Source organism: Mycolicibacterium chengduense, from assembly GCF_033741155.1.
Taxonomy (GTDB): domain Bacteria; phylum Actinomycetota; class Actinomycetes; order Mycobacteriales; family Mycobacteriaceae; genus Mycobacterium.
Genome location: NZ_JAWQNH010000005.1, coordinates 575,716 through 590,047 on the forward strand (window position 1 = coordinate 575,716; position 14,332 = coordinate 590,047).

12 protein-coding genes are annotated in these 14,332 nt (G+C 66.8%); 8 read left to right on the forward strand and 4 right to left on the reverse strand.

Annotated elements, in window-relative coordinates; all coding sequences use genetic code 11:
• Positions 1–5: 5 nt before the first annotated feature.
• Positions 6–1,499: a cytochrome P450 gene (locus SBI67_RS21165; RefSeq protein ID WP_318982438.1), complete on the reverse strand. Its 1,494-nt coding sequence runs from the start codon at positions 1,497–1,499 to the stop codon at positions 6–8.
• Between the two features lie 130 nt (positions 1,500–1,629).
• Between SBI67_RS21165 and SBI67_RS21170 the strand changes: the two genes are divergently transcribed.
• Complete coding sequence (locus SBI67_RS21170) at positions 1,630–2,274, forward strand: TetR/AcrR family transcriptional regulator (protein ID WP_318982439.1); 645 nt, start codon at positions 1,630–1,632, stop codon at positions 2,272–2,274.
• A gap of 26 nt (positions 2,275–2,300) precedes the next feature.
• Positions 2,301–3,158 carry an SDR family oxidoreductase gene (locus SBI67_RS21175; protein ID WP_318982440.1) on the forward strand — a complete coding sequence of 286 codons (858 nt, stop codon included), beginning with the start codon at positions 2,301–2,303 and terminating at the stop codon, positions 3,156–3,158.
• On the opposite strand, the gene SBI67_RS21180 is transcribed toward SBI67_RS21175, so the two are convergent.
• Genes SBI67_RS21180 through SBI67_RS21190 form a run of 3 tightly spaced genes read right to left on the reverse strand, consistent with a single transcriptional unit; the run spans position 3,155 to position 5,942 of the window.
• Entirely contained in the window at positions 3,155–4,309 is a 1,155-nt protein-coding gene (locus SBI67_RS21180; RefSeq protein WP_318982441.1) for an AAA family ATPase, read from the reverse strand. The two genes, SBI67_RS21175 and SBI67_RS21180, sit on opposite strands and share 4 nt — an antisense overlap.
• Entirely contained in the window at positions 4,303–5,334 is a 1,032-nt protein-coding gene (locus SBI67_RS21185; RefSeq protein ID WP_318982442.1) for a DNA polymerase IV, read from the reverse strand. Before SBI67_RS21185 ends, SBI67_RS21180 begins: the two co-directional genes overlap by 7 nt.
• Positions 5,331–5,942 (reverse strand): TetR/AcrR family transcriptional regulator, encoded by a 612-nt coding sequence (locus tag SBI67_RS21190; RefSeq protein ID WP_318982443.1) that lies wholly within the window; start codon positions 5,940–5,942, stop codon positions 5,331–5,333. The genes SBI67_RS21185 and SBI67_RS21190 overlap by 4 nt, the downstream gene beginning before the upstream one ends.
• 92 nt (positions 5,943–6,034) lie before the next feature.
• Here SBI67_RS21190 and SBI67_RS21195 point away from each other — a divergent pair, with 92 nt between their 5' ends.
• The 6 genes from SBI67_RS21195 to nrdE all read left to right on the forward strand — a co-directional run bounded on the left by SBI67_RS21195 (position 6,035) and on the right by nrdE (position 14,306).
• Positions 6,035–6,574, forward strand: coding sequence for an NADPH-dependent FMN reductase (locus SBI67_RS21195; RefSeq protein ID WP_318982444.1), 540 nt, complete (start codon positions 6,035–6,037; stop codon positions 6,572–6,574).
• A 103-nt stretch (positions 6,575–6,677) separates the two neighbouring features.
• A complete protein-coding gene (locus SBI67_RS21200; protein WP_318982445.1) occupies positions 6,678–7,916 on the forward strand; it encodes a nucleotide disphospho-sugar-binding domain-containing protein in 1,239 nt (412 codons plus the stop codon).
• 3 nt (positions 7,917–7,919) lie between these two features.
• Positions 7,920–11,075 carry an AAA family ATPase gene (locus tag SBI67_RS21205; protein WP_318982446.1) on the forward strand — a complete coding sequence of 1,052 codons (3,156 nt, stop codon included), beginning with the start codon at positions 7,920–7,922 and terminating at the stop codon, positions 11,073–11,075.
• A 372-nt stretch (positions 11,076–11,447) separates the two neighbouring features.
• Positions 11,448–11,696: a glutaredoxin-like protein NrdH gene (gene nrdH / locus SBI67_RS21210; RefSeq protein WP_266046992.1), complete on the forward strand. Its 249-nt coding sequence runs from the start codon at positions 11,448–11,450 to the stop codon at positions 11,694–11,696.
• A gap of 31 nt (positions 11,697–11,727) precedes the next feature.
• Entirely contained in the window at positions 11,728–12,171 is a 444-nt protein-coding gene (nrdI, locus tag SBI67_RS21215) for a class Ib ribonucleoside-diphosphate reductase assembly flavoprotein NrdI (RefSeq protein WP_318982447.1), read from the forward strand.
• Positions 12,138–14,306 carry a class 1b ribonucleoside-diphosphate reductase subunit alpha gene (gene nrdE, locus SBI67_RS21220; RefSeq protein WP_318982448.1) on the forward strand — a complete coding sequence of 723 codons (2,169 nt, stop codon included), beginning with the start codon at positions 12,138–12,140 and terminating at the stop codon, positions 14,304–14,306. The genes nrdI and nrdE overlap by 34 nt, the downstream gene beginning before the upstream one ends.
• Positions 14,307–14,332 lie beyond the last annotated feature (26 nt).

The window sequence follows — 14,332 nt, forward strand, 5'->3', positions numbered from 1 at the left end:
CGAACTCAGCGAATCGGGCGCAGCACGATCGGCATGCCGTCGACCGGTACCGGCATGCCGCCGTAGTCGTAGTGCGGCTGATAGCCCGGATGCGTCAACTCGAGGCGGTAGCGCCGCAGCAGCCGGTGCATGACGGTCTTGATCTCCAACTGGCCGAACACCATGCCGATGCACTTGTGCGCCCCGCCGCCGAACGGCGCGAACGCATACCGATGCTGTTTGTGCTCGTTGCGCGGCTCGGCGAAGCGGGACGGATCGAAGGTGTCCGGATTGGTCCACAGTTCCTCGAGCCGGTGGTTCATCGACGGCCACGTCATCACATTGGTGCCCGCCGGCAGGTAGTAGCCCAGCAGTTCGGTGTCGCGCACGGTCTGCCGGAAGTTGAACGGCAGCGGCGTCTGCATCCGCAGCGCCTCGTTGATCACCAGATCGTAGGTTTCCAGCTTTTCCAGGGCCTCGATGTCCAGCGGGCCGTCCCCGATGCGGTCGGACTCTTCGCGGCAGCGATCCTGCCACTCCTGATTGGCGGCCAGGTGATACGCCATCGTGGTCAGCGTCGAGGTGGAGGTGTCGTGCGCGGCCATCATCAGGAAGATCATGTGGCTGACGATGTCCTCGTCGGTGAACCGCTGGCCGTCCTCGTCCTCGGCGTGACACAAGACGCTGAACATGTCGGTGTCACCCGATGCGCGCTTCTCGGCCAGTCGGCTGTTGAAGTAGTTCTCCAGCGTCTCGCGGGCCTTGATGCCGCGCCACCAGCTCAGCGGCGGTACCGGCTTGCGCACGATCGCATTGCCGGCACGCGTGGTGGTGGTGAAGGCGTGATTGATGGTGGTGACGAGTTCGGTGTCGGTGCCGGCCTCGTGGCCCATGAACACCACCGAGGCGATGTCCAGGGTCAGTTCCTTGATGGCGGGGAAGAAGAGGAACCGCTTGTCGTTGGCCACCCAATCATTGGCTATCACCTGGCTGGCGACACTGTCGATGTGCTCGACGTACCCGGTGAGCCGGCTGCGGGTGAACGCCTCCTGCATGATCCGGCGGTGGAACATGTGGTCGTCGAAGTCGCGCAGCATCAAGCCGCCCTCGAAGAACGGGCCGATCACCGGATCCCAGGCCCGCTGCGAGTAGTCCTTGTTCCGGTTGGAGAACACCGCCTGCGTCGCATCGGGCCCCAGCGCCAGCACGGCGGGCAGCACCGGCGAGAACATGTAGTGCACCGGTCCGTACTTGCGGTAGAGGTGCAGCAGGAAATCGGGGCCGCCGCGGAACATCTCGATCATGTGCCCGAACACCGGCAAGCCGCTGTCACCCATCACCGTCTTGAGGCCGCTGCCCGCCGGAGCGGGCGCCAGGGGGAACTCGTCCCACTCGCGTTCCAGCAGCTTCTTCTCGATCACGCCCATGCCCGGGATGGTCACCGGGGTGGGGGTCAACCTTCGTTTGACCTGGTCGAGCAGGTAGGCCGGAGTGCTGATGGTGGGCTTGGTCGTGACCACTGCTTCTACTCCTGGAAGATTGTCGGGCTGACAGACCTGTGGTCGATGTCACTCGTGCAGCCATCCTGTCTGGCAGACTTGACGCATGTCAAGTTTTGATCTGGCGCGTCGCGATGCGAAGGTCTAAACCATGAGCGCACAGCCGGAATCGGGACCGGAGTCGCCGGTCCGCCGCAGCAGAGGGGACCGGCAGCGCGAGGCCATCGTGACGGCCGTTCGCGAACTGCTGGAGGAAAAGCCGTTCGCCGACCTGTCGGTGAGCATGATCAGTGAGCGTGCGGGCGTGGCACGGTCCGGGTTCTACTTCTACTTCGACACCAAATACGCCGTGTTGGCTCAGATTCTGGCCGAGGCGACGCGCGAACTCGAGGAGCTCACCCAGCATTTCGCACCCCGCGGTCCGGACGAGACCCCGGCCGCCTTCGCCAAGCGGATGGTCGGCAGTGCGGCGTTGACGTTCGCGCACAACGATCCGGTGATGTCGGCGTGTTACGCCGCCCGGGCCACCGACGCCGAGATCCGCCGGATCCAGGACGAGCAGATGCTCGCGGTGGTCGACCAGATCATCGCGGTGGTCCAAGGCGAGATCGCGGCGGGCACCGCGCACCCGATTTCCGACGATATCCCCACCCTCATCCGCACCCTGGGTGCCACCACCGTGATGGCGTTCTCGGGCGACCTGCCGTCCGTGGGGAACGCAACCGACCGGGACCGCATCGTCGGCGTGCTGGAGAAGTTGTGGCTGCATGCGCTGTGGGGCGGTAACACGATCTGACCGGTACCGCCGGTAGCATCTGGGCCATGCCGGAAACGTTCGCGGGCAAACGGTGTCTTTTGACCGGCGCGGCGAGTGGCATCGGCCGCGCCACCGCCCTGCGGTTGGCGGCCGACGGCGCCGAAATGTTCCTCACCGACCGCGACGCCGACGGACTGGCGCGCACCGTCGCCGATGCCGAGGCGCTCGGCGGCCGGGTGAGCGTTCACCGGGCCCTGGACATCACCGACTTCGATGCGGTCACGGCCTTTGCGGCCGACATCCATGCCGCGCACGGCTCGATGGATCTGGTCTGCAACATCGCGGGCATCTCCGCTTGGGGGACCGTCTCCACGCTCACCCACCAGCACTGGAAGTCGATGATCGACGTCAACCTGATGGGGCCCATCCACGTCATCGAGTCGTTCCTGCCCCCGATGGTCGCCGCCCGGCGTGGCGGCCATCTGGTCAACGTGTCCTCGGCGGCCGGCATCGTGGCGCTGCCGTGGCATGCCGCCTACAGTGCCAGCAAGTTCGGGCTGCTCGGGCTGAGTGAGGTGCTGCGCTTCGATCTGGCCCGGCACCGGATCGGGGTGTCGGTGGTGGTACCGGGGGCGGTGAAAACTCCTCTGGTGCAAACGGTTCAGATCGTCGGTGTGGACCGGGAGGACCCGCGGGTGGCGAAATGGGTGGACCGGTTCGCCGGGCACGCGGTATCTCCCGAGCACGCCGCCGCCAAGCTTCTCGACGGCGTGGCCCGCAACCGGTTCCTGATCTACACCTCGACCGATATCCGGGCGCTGCACCTGTTCAAGCGCTTGGCCTGGTGGCCGTACAGCGTGGCGATGACCCGGGTGAACGTGCTGTTCACCCGGGCGCTGCGGCCCAAGGCGCGCCGGGTTTAGCGCTTACCCCAGTCCCACCGCGGCGCGGTGAGCATGGTCTGCCCGTCGACGCGGGTCTCGCCCCACTCCTTGTACAGTTCGATCTCGGAATCGGTGGCGAGCTGCCGCACCAGCTCGGCGGCATGGGTGATGACGAGCACCTGCGTACGGGTCGCTGCGGACCGGATCATCGTGGCCAGCGGTGCGACCAGGTCGGGGTGCAGTGAGGTCTCCGGCTCGTTGAGCACCATCAGCGACGGGGGTCGCGGGGAGCACAGCGCGGCACCCCATAGCAGGAAACGCAGTGTGCCGTCGGATAATTCGGCCGCCCGCAGCGGGCGGAGCATCCCTGGCTGGTGCAGTTGTAGGTCGAAGAGGCCGTCGTGCACCGCGACCGAGAGGCGGGCGCCGTCGAAAGCGTCGGCCACCGCCCGGGCCAGGTCGTCGTGGCCGACCTCCAGGATGGTTTGCACCGCCGCGGCCAGGTCGGCACCGTCGTCGGAGAGTACCGGGGTGCGCGTCCCGATCTGGGGCAGGCGGGCCGGGGCGCCGGCATCCACCCGGAACCCGTCGTAGAACCGCCAGCCGCGTAACCGTTCTCGCACCGCTGCCAGCTCCGGGTGCGCTCCGGGATGGGCGAATTCGGAGAGCACGCTGTGATAGGTCGGCAACCCACTGGTCAGCGGGTCGAAGCCGCGGCCGCTGGCTGCACTCACTTCGGCGTACTGTCCGGCGCGTCGCACCAGGATGGCGCTGGTCCGCGCGACCGGGCCGGCGAAGACCACCTCCCGCTTGATCTCCGGATCGCGGGCGAACGCCGAATTCGGTCCGGCGTACTGCGGCAGGCCGAGGTCGATGAGATAGCCGAAATCGTCTGATGCGAAACCCAACTCGAGCGAAACCGGGCGGGTGCGGGTAGTGCCGGTGCTTTCACCGGTGCGCCGGGCACCTGAGGTCTGCTCCGGACCGGCCCACAGCACCGACTCCAACCCGCCCTCGCGGGCCAGCGAGCCGATCACCGCGCCGCCCGCGCAGTCGGCCAGCAGGCGCAGCGCCCGGTACACCGACGATTTCCCGGTGCCGTTGGCCCCGGTGATCACCGTCAGCTCACCCAGCGGTAACGCGATATCACGCAGCGACCGGTAGCCGCGAACCGCGATGGTGCTCAGCACGGCATCGCCAGTTCCAGTCGCACACCCAGGAGCCGGATGGGACGGTCCAGGTCGAACTCGCCCAGCAGGTCCAACGCGGTGTTCACAATCGGTTCGGGATCGTTGCCGGCGACGGCCAGCTTGCGAATCTTGGTGCGGGTGAAAAACGTCTTGGTGCGTACCGTCACCGCGACGCGCGTGACGGTCCGGTCCGCTTCGATGATCTCGGCGAGGGTGCGCCGGGCCAGGTCGCTGACCGCGGCTTCCATCTCGGCGCGGTCGACGAGATCGTGCGGGAAGGTCACCACGTGGCTGCGTGACCGCGGCACCCATGCCTCGGTGCTCACCGTGTCGTCGCCACCACCCTTGGCCAGCAACAGAATCCACAGCCCCGTGCTGGGGCCGAAGGCGGCGGTCAGGGTGGTCGCGTCGGTGCCGGCCAGATCGGCGACGGTGGTGATGCCCAGGGTGGCCAGCTTTTTGGAGGTCTTGGGCCCGATGCCCCAGAGTGCGTCGACCGGCCGGTCACCCATCACGGCCATCCAGTTCGCGTCGGTGAGTCGGTACACCCCGTCTGGTTTACCGAACCCGGTCGCCACCTTGGCCCGCTGCTTGTTGTCGCTGATGCCGACCGAACACGACAGCCCGGTCTCGGCGGCGATGACGGTGCGGATCCGCTCCGCGAGTTCGAACGGATCATCAACGGCCGCACCGATATACGCTTCATCCCACCCCCACACTTCCAGCGGATGGCCGAGATCGCGGAGCAGGCCCATCACCTGATCGGAAGCGGCGTCATAGGCGGCCGGGTCCGAGGGCAGGAACGTGGCGGCCGGACATTTGCGGGCAGCGGTGCGCAGCGGCATGCCGGCATGCACGCCGAACTCCCGCGCTTCGTAGGAGGCGCAGGTCACCACCTTGCGCGGCTCGTTCGGGTCACCGGAGCCGCCGACGATCACCGGCAGTCCGGCGAGCTCGGGATGACGGCGAAGCTCGACCGAGGCCAGGAATTGGTCCAGGTCGACGTGCAGAATCCAGGTTGTCACGTGCCGCAGAGTTTGCGTGCGACCTGTTCCCATGCGTCACCGAGGCGCTCGAGGTCCTGTCCGCGGTCGTCGAGTTGGTGCACGACGTAGTCCGCGTCCAGCAGGGCCAGCAGCGCTTCGGTCTGCGCGTCGAGATCGCCGGTGGTTCCCGCGGACTCCAGCAGCATCCGCACATGTGCGCGGTGCAACGTGGCGGGGGAGTTGAACCGCATCTGTGGGTCGCGGTTGGCGTCGGAGAGCAGCGCATGGTGGGTACGGACGAAGCAGAGCCGCTCACGGCCGTAGGCCAGGAGGCGCTCCAGCGGCGGGGCGCCGGGGCCCAGTGGCGGCGGCCCGAACATGAATGCGTGTTGTTCGGCCTTCTCGTCCTCGTCGAGCAGCACGATCATCAGCCCGGCGCGGCTGCCGAAGCGCCGGAACAGGGTGCCCTTGCCGACCCCGGCCGCGGCGGCGACGTCGTCCATCGAGACGGCCTCGGCGCCGCGCTCGGCGATCAGCCGTCGCGCCGCGTCCAACAACAGGGCACGATTGCGTGCGGCGTCACCGCGCTCCTGCGGGGCGGCGCCGTTCGTCAGCGGCAACGCTGTCAGCGGATCGGGGGCGCCCATGCCTGCACTTTAACTCAGCCGGAATTATTCGGACTATGGTCCGGTTAGACTGTGTGACGATCGCAATGACCCAACAGACTCAGGGAGTGAACATGTCGGATACCAAGATCCTCGTACTGCTGGGCAGCCTGCGGGCCGCGTCGGTGAACCGCCAACTGGCCGAGCTGGCCATCGAGTCCGCCCCGGACGGCGTGGAACTGCGGCTTTACGAGGGGCTCGGTGACCTGCCGCACTACAACGAGGACCTCGACACCGCGGACGCGCCGGCCGAGGTGGTGGCCCTGCGCGAGGCGGCCGCGAGCGCCGACGCCGCGCTGGTGGTCACGCCCGAGTACAACGGCAGCATCCCGGGCGTGCTGAAGAACGCCATCGACTGGCTTTCCCGTCCGTACGGCAATGGCGCGCTCAAGGACAAGCCGGTGGCCGTCATCGGGTCCGCGCTGGGACAGTACGGCGGCGTGTGGGCGCACGACGAAACCCGCAAGTCTTTCGGCATCGCCGGTCCGCGCGTCATCGAGGAGAAGTTGTCGATTCCGTCGGCCACCTTCGACGGCAAGCACCCGCGGGAGACCGCCGATGTGGTGGCCAAGGTGCGCGACGTGGTCGGCAAGCTCGCCGCTGAGGTCGGCTGAGATCGCCATCCCGGCCCCGGCCCCTCGATGACGCAATAGACTCGCGTCTCGAGGGGCCGGCGCATCGGTTCGGCTCCCACGTTTGGGATGTTGACGTGCGACGATGGCCACGATCCTGGCGTATACCTCGCCGGCGCTGGGCAATCTGTTCCCGATTGCCGCGCTGCTGAGCGAACTGCGCCGACGCGGGCATCACGTCGTACTGCGCACGCTGTCGTCGGCCGTGCCGATCGGGGCGCGCGCCGGGTTCGACACGACGGCCGTCGACCCGCAGATCGAAGCGGTGGCGATGACCGACTGGACCGCGCGCACCGGTTTGGGGGCACTGCTCCGGGGATTCGAAGTCTTCGCCCGCCGCGCCGAACTCGAGGTCGCCGATGTCCGGGCCGCCATCGACGCAGTCGACCCGGACGTGTTGGTACTCGACCCCAACTGCTGGGGCGCCCCGGCTGTGGCCGAGGCCGCCGGCCGACCGTGGGCGACGTTGTGGCCGTATCCGCCCTACCTGCGGTCCGCGGGAGTTCCGCCGTTCGGCCTGGGACTGGCGCCTGCCGGGGGAGCCGCCGGGCGGCTGCGTGACGCCGCTGTCGGGGCGCTGATGCGCCCCCTGCTCGACCGGGCGATGGTGGACCCGCTGAACAGCATCCACCGGGCGGTGGGCGTCGAGCCGCTGGGCTGTGCCGACGACTTCGTGTTGCGGGCGCCTCTTGCCCTGGTGGGCACCGCCGAACCCTTCGAATACCCGCACTCGGATTGGGACGAGCGTGTGGTGATGATCGGTCCATGCGAGTTCGCCGCGGGTGACGGGTTCGAACGCGTCGAAGAACTCTCCGGCCCGACGGTTCTGGTGACCACGTCGTCGGAACGACAGAATGACGATGCGCTGCCGATCACCACGCTCACCGCACTGGCCGACCTGCCGGTGCACGTCGTTGCGACCTTTCCCTGCGGTGTGCCCGAGGGTCTGCAGATTCCCGCAAACGCCACGGTGCGTCGTTTCGTCGATCATGCGGCGGTACTTGAGCATGCGGTATGCGCCGTCACGCACGGGGGGATGGGCGTCACTCAGAAGGCGCTGGCGCGTGCCGTCCCGGTCTGCGTGGTGCCGCACGGCCGGGATCAGTTCGAGGTTGCGCGCCGGGTAGTGGTATCTGGTTGCGGGACAAAGGTTTCGGCGGGCCGGCTCAATCCGACCCGATTGCGATCGGCAATCATCAAGGCGATGGGGATGACGGACGGCGCGGCCCGGGTGGCGGCCGGTTTCGTCGCGGCGGGCGGCGTCACGCGAGGTGCCGATCTGCTGGAGAGCCGGCTGCTGCGCATTCCCGCCGCGAAGGGTTGACCGATGTCGATCGCCTGTGCGCAGTGCGGGACGCAGCCGCGAGCGGGCGCGAAATTCTGTGACGAATGCGGTACAGCCGTCGCACCGGGCGCCCACCACTCGGAGTTCAAGCAGGTGACGGTGTTGTTCGCCGACGTGGTGCGGTCGATGGACCTGGCCGCGACACTGGGCACCGAACGATTGCGCGAGGTGATGGGTGAGTTGTTCCTTCGGTCCCGAGAAGTTGTACGGCGCTACGGCGGATCGGTCCACTTCACCGGTGACGGCATCATGGCCACTTTCGGCGCGCCGGTGGCACTGGAGGATCACGCCATCCGGGCCTGCTTGGCCGCGCTCGACCTGCAAGCCGAGGCGCGGGCACTCGATGCCGATGTTCGTCGGCGTGACGACGCCGGCTTCCAGCTCCGGGTCGGTCTCAACTCGGGGCAGGTCATCACGGGGGAAATCGGCTCGGTCCCAGGTAATTACACCGTCATCGGCGCGCATGTCGGGATGGCTCAGCGGATGGAGGCGGCGGGGCCGCCCGGTGGTGTGCTGCTCAGCGCATCGACGGCACACCTCGTCGAGGGCGCCATGCAGATGGGTCCTGCGGAGTGGTTGAGCATCAAGAACTCTGATGTTCCGGTACTGGGCCGCCAGCTCGTGGGTGCGGCGGTCGGCGTCGCGGGGTCGGAGCGGTCGCGGTCCGTGCTGGTGGGTCGCGATGCGGAAGTGCGCGCGCTGCGCGCCCGTGTCGAGGCGGCGCGTACTGGCGTGCGTACCGTCGTCGGCGTGGTGGGACCACCCGGTATCGGGAAAAGCCGGTTGGTTGCCGAAGTGCTGGACATCGCTGCCACACAGGGTTTCGGCATCGTGTCCACCGTCTGTGAATCCCACGCCCGCGATATCCCGTTCCACGCCGCGGCCCGGCTGTTCCGCGATCTGACCGGGGTGGGAAGCCTGCACGGGCAGGCCGCCCGAACCTGTGTACGCGAGCATCTGTCAGCCGCCGATCCGGCCGATCTGCTGCTGCTCGACGACCTGCTGGGCATTGCCGAACCAGACGCGGCCAGGCCGCCCATCGACCCGGACGCGCGCCGGCGCCGGCTATCGGCACTGCTCGCGTCGGCATCGCGCGCACGCAGCTCACCCGATATCTACGTCGTCGAGGACGCACACTGGATGGACGAAGCCAGCGAGTCCACCATCGCAGAGTTTCTCGGGGCCGTCACCCCGCCCCTTGCCGTGATCACCTACCGGCCGGAGTACCACGGCAGGCTCGCCGCGCTCCCCGCCCTCGCCACCATCACCCTGGTGCCGCTCGATGACGTGCACACCGCAGCGCTGATCGCAGGATTGGTCGGCACCGACCCGACAGTGGCGTCCGTGGCGGCTGAGATTGCCGCCCACGCGGCGGGCAACCCGTTCTTCGCCGAGGAAATTGTGCGCGATCTCGCTGAACGTGATGTGCTGCAAGGTACTCCGGGATCGTATGTGGCGTGTTCGGGTGCCAGCGTCACCGGAGTGCCGCCGACGTTGCAGTCGACGATCGCCGCCCGGATCGACAGGCTGGGCGACGCACCCAAGAACGCGCTGAACGCCGCGGCGGTCATCGGGACGCGGTTCGCCGTAAACCGGCTCGGCGACCTGGTGGACGAGCTCTGTGTCGTCGAACTGCTCGAAGCCGACATGATCGAGAAGTGCGACGGTGACGGTGGCGTCGAGTACGCCTTTCGCCACCCCCTCATCCGCACCGTCGCCTACGAATCGCAGCTGCGCTCCGACCGCGCGCGGTTGCACAGCCGGCTGGCGGCGGCGATCGAACACGACGGGCCGGGCACCCCCGATGAGAACGCCGCCCTCATCGCCACCCACCATGAGGGTGCCGGTGCCTTCGCCACCGCGTTCGCCTGGTACATGCGGGCCGGAAACCACCTGGCGTTGCGCAACATCGCCGCCGCGCGGGTCAGTTGGCGACGGGCCGTCGCCGTGGCCGAACGGCAACCACCGGGTGCGCGTGACCGGCTCACGATGCAGATCGAGGCGGCGGCGGCCCTGTGCGGGAGCGCTTGGCGGATCGGGCTTTCCGAGGCCGAGGCGAACTTCGGGGAGCTGCGCCGGTTGTGCGAACGCTGCGACGACCGGCGTTCCCTGGCGGTGGGGATGTCGGGCTACATGATGGCACTGGCGCTGCACAATCACCCGCGGGCCGCTTCCGAGCTGGCCTCCGAACTGTTGCGGCTGCTGGCGGACATCGGTGACGAGGATCTGGCGGTCACGGTCTCGTTCGGCATTCTGGCAGCGAAGTGGGAAACCGCCGAAGTCCATGAATTGTTCGTGTTCGCGGATCGTGTGGTGCGGCATGCGTTCGGGAAGGGCACGGCCGTCGAGCCCGTGTTCGTCGGTTCGCCGTCGACGTTGGCGCTGTCGATCCGCGGCGTGGCCGGCATGTCCGTAGGCCGGCCCGGCTGGAAGGACGACCTGGACGCAGGCCTGGCAGCCGGGCGGCGGCTGGACCCGTTGATCTTCGTCGTGACCACCTTGCACAAGTACGCACAGATCGGGCTCGGTGCGTTGTGTGCGGACGACGACGCGTTGCGCGACACTGCGGCCGCGGTCGTGGTGGCTGAGCAATCCGGTGACGATTTCACCGTGGTCCATGCGTACCTGGCCCGGGGTATCGCGTTGGTCGCCCGCGACGACGAGGCCGAGCGTGCAGCCGGATACCAGCACCTGAGCCACGCCCGCCGGGCCGCTCAGCAGGGTTTCGGCAATTCGTCGATCGTGTTGATCGCCGACATCCACCTCGCCGGCAGGCACCGCGCCCTCGGCAACTTCGACGACGCCGTGGCGTTGGCCCGGGGCGCCGTGGATGCCCTGTTCGACCTCGGGGCCGTCGTGTGGCGTGGTCCCGCGACCATCGCCCTCGTGGAGGCGCTGCTCGGCCGTGCGGCCGCGGGCGACATCGCCGCGGCCTGCGCGGCCGTCGAGCGGCTGGCCGCCGATCCGGTCGACGCCGGCTTCTTGTTGCACGAGGTGGCCGTGTTGCGACTGCGGGCGTTGGTGGCCCGGGCTACCGGCGACGAGGACGGCTTCCGGCACTGGGTGCGGCAGTACCTGTCGCTGGCCACCTCGGCCGCTTTTGCCGGGCACGTGGCCGCGGCGTCGGCGATGGTGTGACGGTTTTGCTCGTGGCGATCGACGGTCCGGAGCTTGTCGGTGCCCGGTGGTAGACCCCTAGATATGGCGACACACCCTCGATGTGACGTGCGACACGCCGGGGCGTGTCGTGCTCGAAGGGCTTACGACCAGGGAATTTCATGAATGTGGTTCAGAACATCTTGTATGCCTTCGGTTTGTCGGACACTAGGTGTAGTGTTTGGCGAACCGACGGACCCCAAGCAGTACGGGTCGGTGGGGGCCCGGAATTCAGCCGGTCGGCAGCACGCCGGCGGCTGCATCTCGGCCCCGGCCGGCAGGAATCTCGGGCCCCGCAGGAACGCTGTACCAGATAAGTTGCCAGTCCCATCCGCAAGAGGAGCCGTACCGCCGATGACTCAGCCGTTGATCACCGTGTACACCAAGCCCGCGTGCGTGCAGTGCAACGCCACCTACAAGGCCCTCGACAAGGCGGGTATCGCCTACGACATCGTCGACATCAGCGTCGACATGGAGGCCCGCGACTACGTGATGGCCCTCGGCTATCTGCAGGCTCCGGTCGTGGTGGCCGGCAACGAGCACTGGTCGGGATTCCGGCCGGACCGCATCAAGGCGCTCGCGGCGGCGGCGGTCAGCGCTTAGTCAGACACGTCACGGACGAAGGGGTGGGCGGATGACCAACCTGGTGTACTTCTCCAGCGTCTCCGAGAACACCCACCGCTTCGTCCAGAAGCTGGGTATCCCGGCGACCAGGATCCCGCTGCACGGCCGTATCGAGGTCGACGAGCCCTATGTGCTCGTCCTGCCGACCTACGGTGGCGGCAAGGCCACACCCGATATCAACAACGGGGGATACGTCCCCAAACAGGTCATCGCCTTTTTGAACAACGCGCACAACCGGTCGTTGATCCGCGGCGTCATCGCCGCGGGCAACAACAACTTCGGCGCCGAATTCGCCTACGCGGGCAACGTGGTGTCCCGCAAGTGCGGCGTGCCGTACCTGTATCGCTTCGAACTCATGGGCACCCCCGACGACGTGGAAGCCGTCCGCGCGGGATTGCAAGACTTTTGGAAGGAACAGACGTGCCACCAACCGTCACAGCTGCAGAGCCGGTAACCACCGGGACTCATGCGCTCCCCGGGGAGACCGACTACCACGCGCTCAACGCGATGCTCAACCTGTACGACAAAGACGGCAAGATCCAGTTCGACAAGGACGTCCAGGCCGCGCGGGAGTACTTCCTGCAGCACGTCAACCAGAACACAGTGTTCTTCCACAGTCAGGACGAGAAGCTCGACTACCTGATCGAGAAGGAGTACTACGAGCGTGAGGTGCTCGACCAGTACTCGCGCAATTTCATCAAGTCGCTGCTGGATCGCGCGTACGCCAAGAAGTTCCGGTTCCCGACCTTCCTCGGCGCCTTCAAGTACTACACCTCGTACACACTGAAGACCTTCGACGGGAAGCGTTACCTGGAGCGCTTCGAGGACCGCGTGGTGATGGTGGCGCTGACCCTGGCCGCCGGTGACACCGACCTGGCCGAGAAACTCGTCGACGAGATCATCGACGGCCGGTTCCAGCCGGCCACCCCGACCTTCCTCAACTCGGGCAAGAAGCAGCGCGGCGAGCCGGTGTCCTGCTTCCTGCTGCGCATCGAGGACAACATGGAGTCCATCGGGCGCTCCATCAACTCCGCGCTGCAGCTGTCCAAGCGCGGCGGCGGTGTTGCCCTGCTGCTCACCAACATTCGTGAGCACGGCGCGCCGATCAAGAACATCGAGAACCAGTCCTCGGGCGTCATCCCGATCATGAAGCTGCTGGAGGACTCGTTCTCCTACGCCAACCAGCTCGGTGCCCGCCAGGGTGCCGGTGCGGTGTACCTGCACGCCCACCACCCGGATATCTACCGGTTCCTGGACACCAAGCGGGAGAACGCCGACGAGAAGATCCGGATCAAGACGCTCTCGCTGGGCGTGGTGATCCCGGACATCACCTTCGAGCTGGCGAAGAAGAACGAGGATATGTACCTGTTCTCGCCGTACGACGTCGAGAAGGTCTACGGCGTTCCGTTCGCCGATATCTCGGTCACCGAGAAGTACTACGAGATGGTCGACGACGCCCGGATCCGCAAGACCAAGATCAAGGCGCGCGAGTTCTTCCAGACGTTGGCCGAGCTGCAGTTCGAGTCGGGCTACCCGTACATCATGTACGAAGACACCGTCAATCGGGCCAATCCCATCGCAGGCAAGATCACGCACTCCAACCTGTGCTCGGAGATCCTGCAGGTCTCCACGCCGTCGGTGTTCAATGAGGATCTGTCGTATGCCAAGGTGGGCAAGGACATCTCGTGCAACCTCGGCTCGCTGAACATCGCGAAGGCGATGGACTCGCCGGACTTCGCCCAGACCATCGAGGTGGCCATCCGGGCGTTGACCGCGGTGAGCGATCAGACCCACATCTGGTCGGTGCCGTCGATCGAGCAGGGCAACAACAGCTCGCACGCCATCGGCCTTGGCCAGATGAACCTGCACGGATACCTGGCGCGCGAGCGGATCTACTACGGCTCCGAAGAGGGCGTCGACTTCACCAATATCTACTTCTACACGGTGCTGTACCACGCGCTGCGGGCCAGCAATCGCATTGCGATCGAACGGGATACCCGCTTCGGGGGGTTCGAGCAGTCCAAGTACGCCTCGGGCGAGTTCTTCGACAAGTACACCGAGCAGGTGTGGGAGCCGAAGACCGAGCGGGTGCGGCAGCTGTTCGCCGACGCCGACATCCACATCCCGACGCAGGATGACTGGCGCCAGCTCAAGGAGTCGGTGCAGACGCACGGTATCTACAACCAGAACCTGCAGGCCGTCCCGCCGACGGGCTCGATCAGCTACATCAACCACTCGACCAGCTCGATCCACCCGGTGGCGTCCAAGATCGAGATCCGCAAGGAAGGCAAGATCGGTCGCGTCTACTATCCGGCGCCGTACCTGACCAACGACAACCTGGACTACTACCAGGATGCGTACGAGATCGGGTACGAGAAGATCATCGACACCTACGCCGCGGCCACCCAGCATGTGGATCAAGGGCTTTCGTTGACGCTGTTCTTCAAGGACACCGCCAACACCCGTGACGTCAACAAGGCGCAGATCTACGCCTGGCGCAAGGGCATCAAGACGCTGTACTACATCCGACTGCGGCAGATGGCCCTGGAAGGCACCGAGGTGGAAGGTTGCGTCAGCTGCATGTTGTAGCCTGCCGCAGCCCTGGATAGGGCATG

Coding starts and splice junctions, on each gene's coding strand:
- SBI67_RS21170 (WP_318982439.1), top strand. CDS start 1,630: ATGAGCGCACAGCCGGAATCGGGACCGGAGTCGCCGGTCCGCCGCAGC.
- nrdI (WP_318982447.1), top strand. CDS start 11,728: ATGACCAACCTGGTGTACTTCTCCAGCGTCTCCGAGAACACCCACCGC.
- SBI67_RS21195 (WP_318982444.1), top strand. CDS start 6,035: ATGTCGGATACCAAGATCCTCGTACTGCTGGGCAGCCTGCGGGCCGCG.
- SBI67_RS21190 (WP_318982443.1), bottom strand. CDS start 5,942: ATGGGCGCCCCCGATCCGCTGACAGCGTTGCCGCTGACGAACGGCGCC.
- SBI67_RS21205 (WP_318982446.1), top strand. CDS start 7,920: ATGTCGATCGCCTGTGCGCAGTGCGGGACGCAGCCGCGAGCGGGCGCG.
- nrdH (WP_266046992.1), top strand. CDS start 11,448: ATGACTCAGCCGTTGATCACCGTGTACACCAAGCCCGCGTGCGTGCAG.
- SBI67_RS21175 (WP_318982440.1), top strand. CDS start 2,301: ATGCCGGAAACGTTCGCGGGCAAACGGTGTCTTTTGACCGGCGCGGCG.
- SBI67_RS21200 (WP_318982445.1), top strand. CDS start 6,678: ATGGCCACGATCCTGGCGTATACCTCGCCGGCGCTGGGCAATCTGTTC.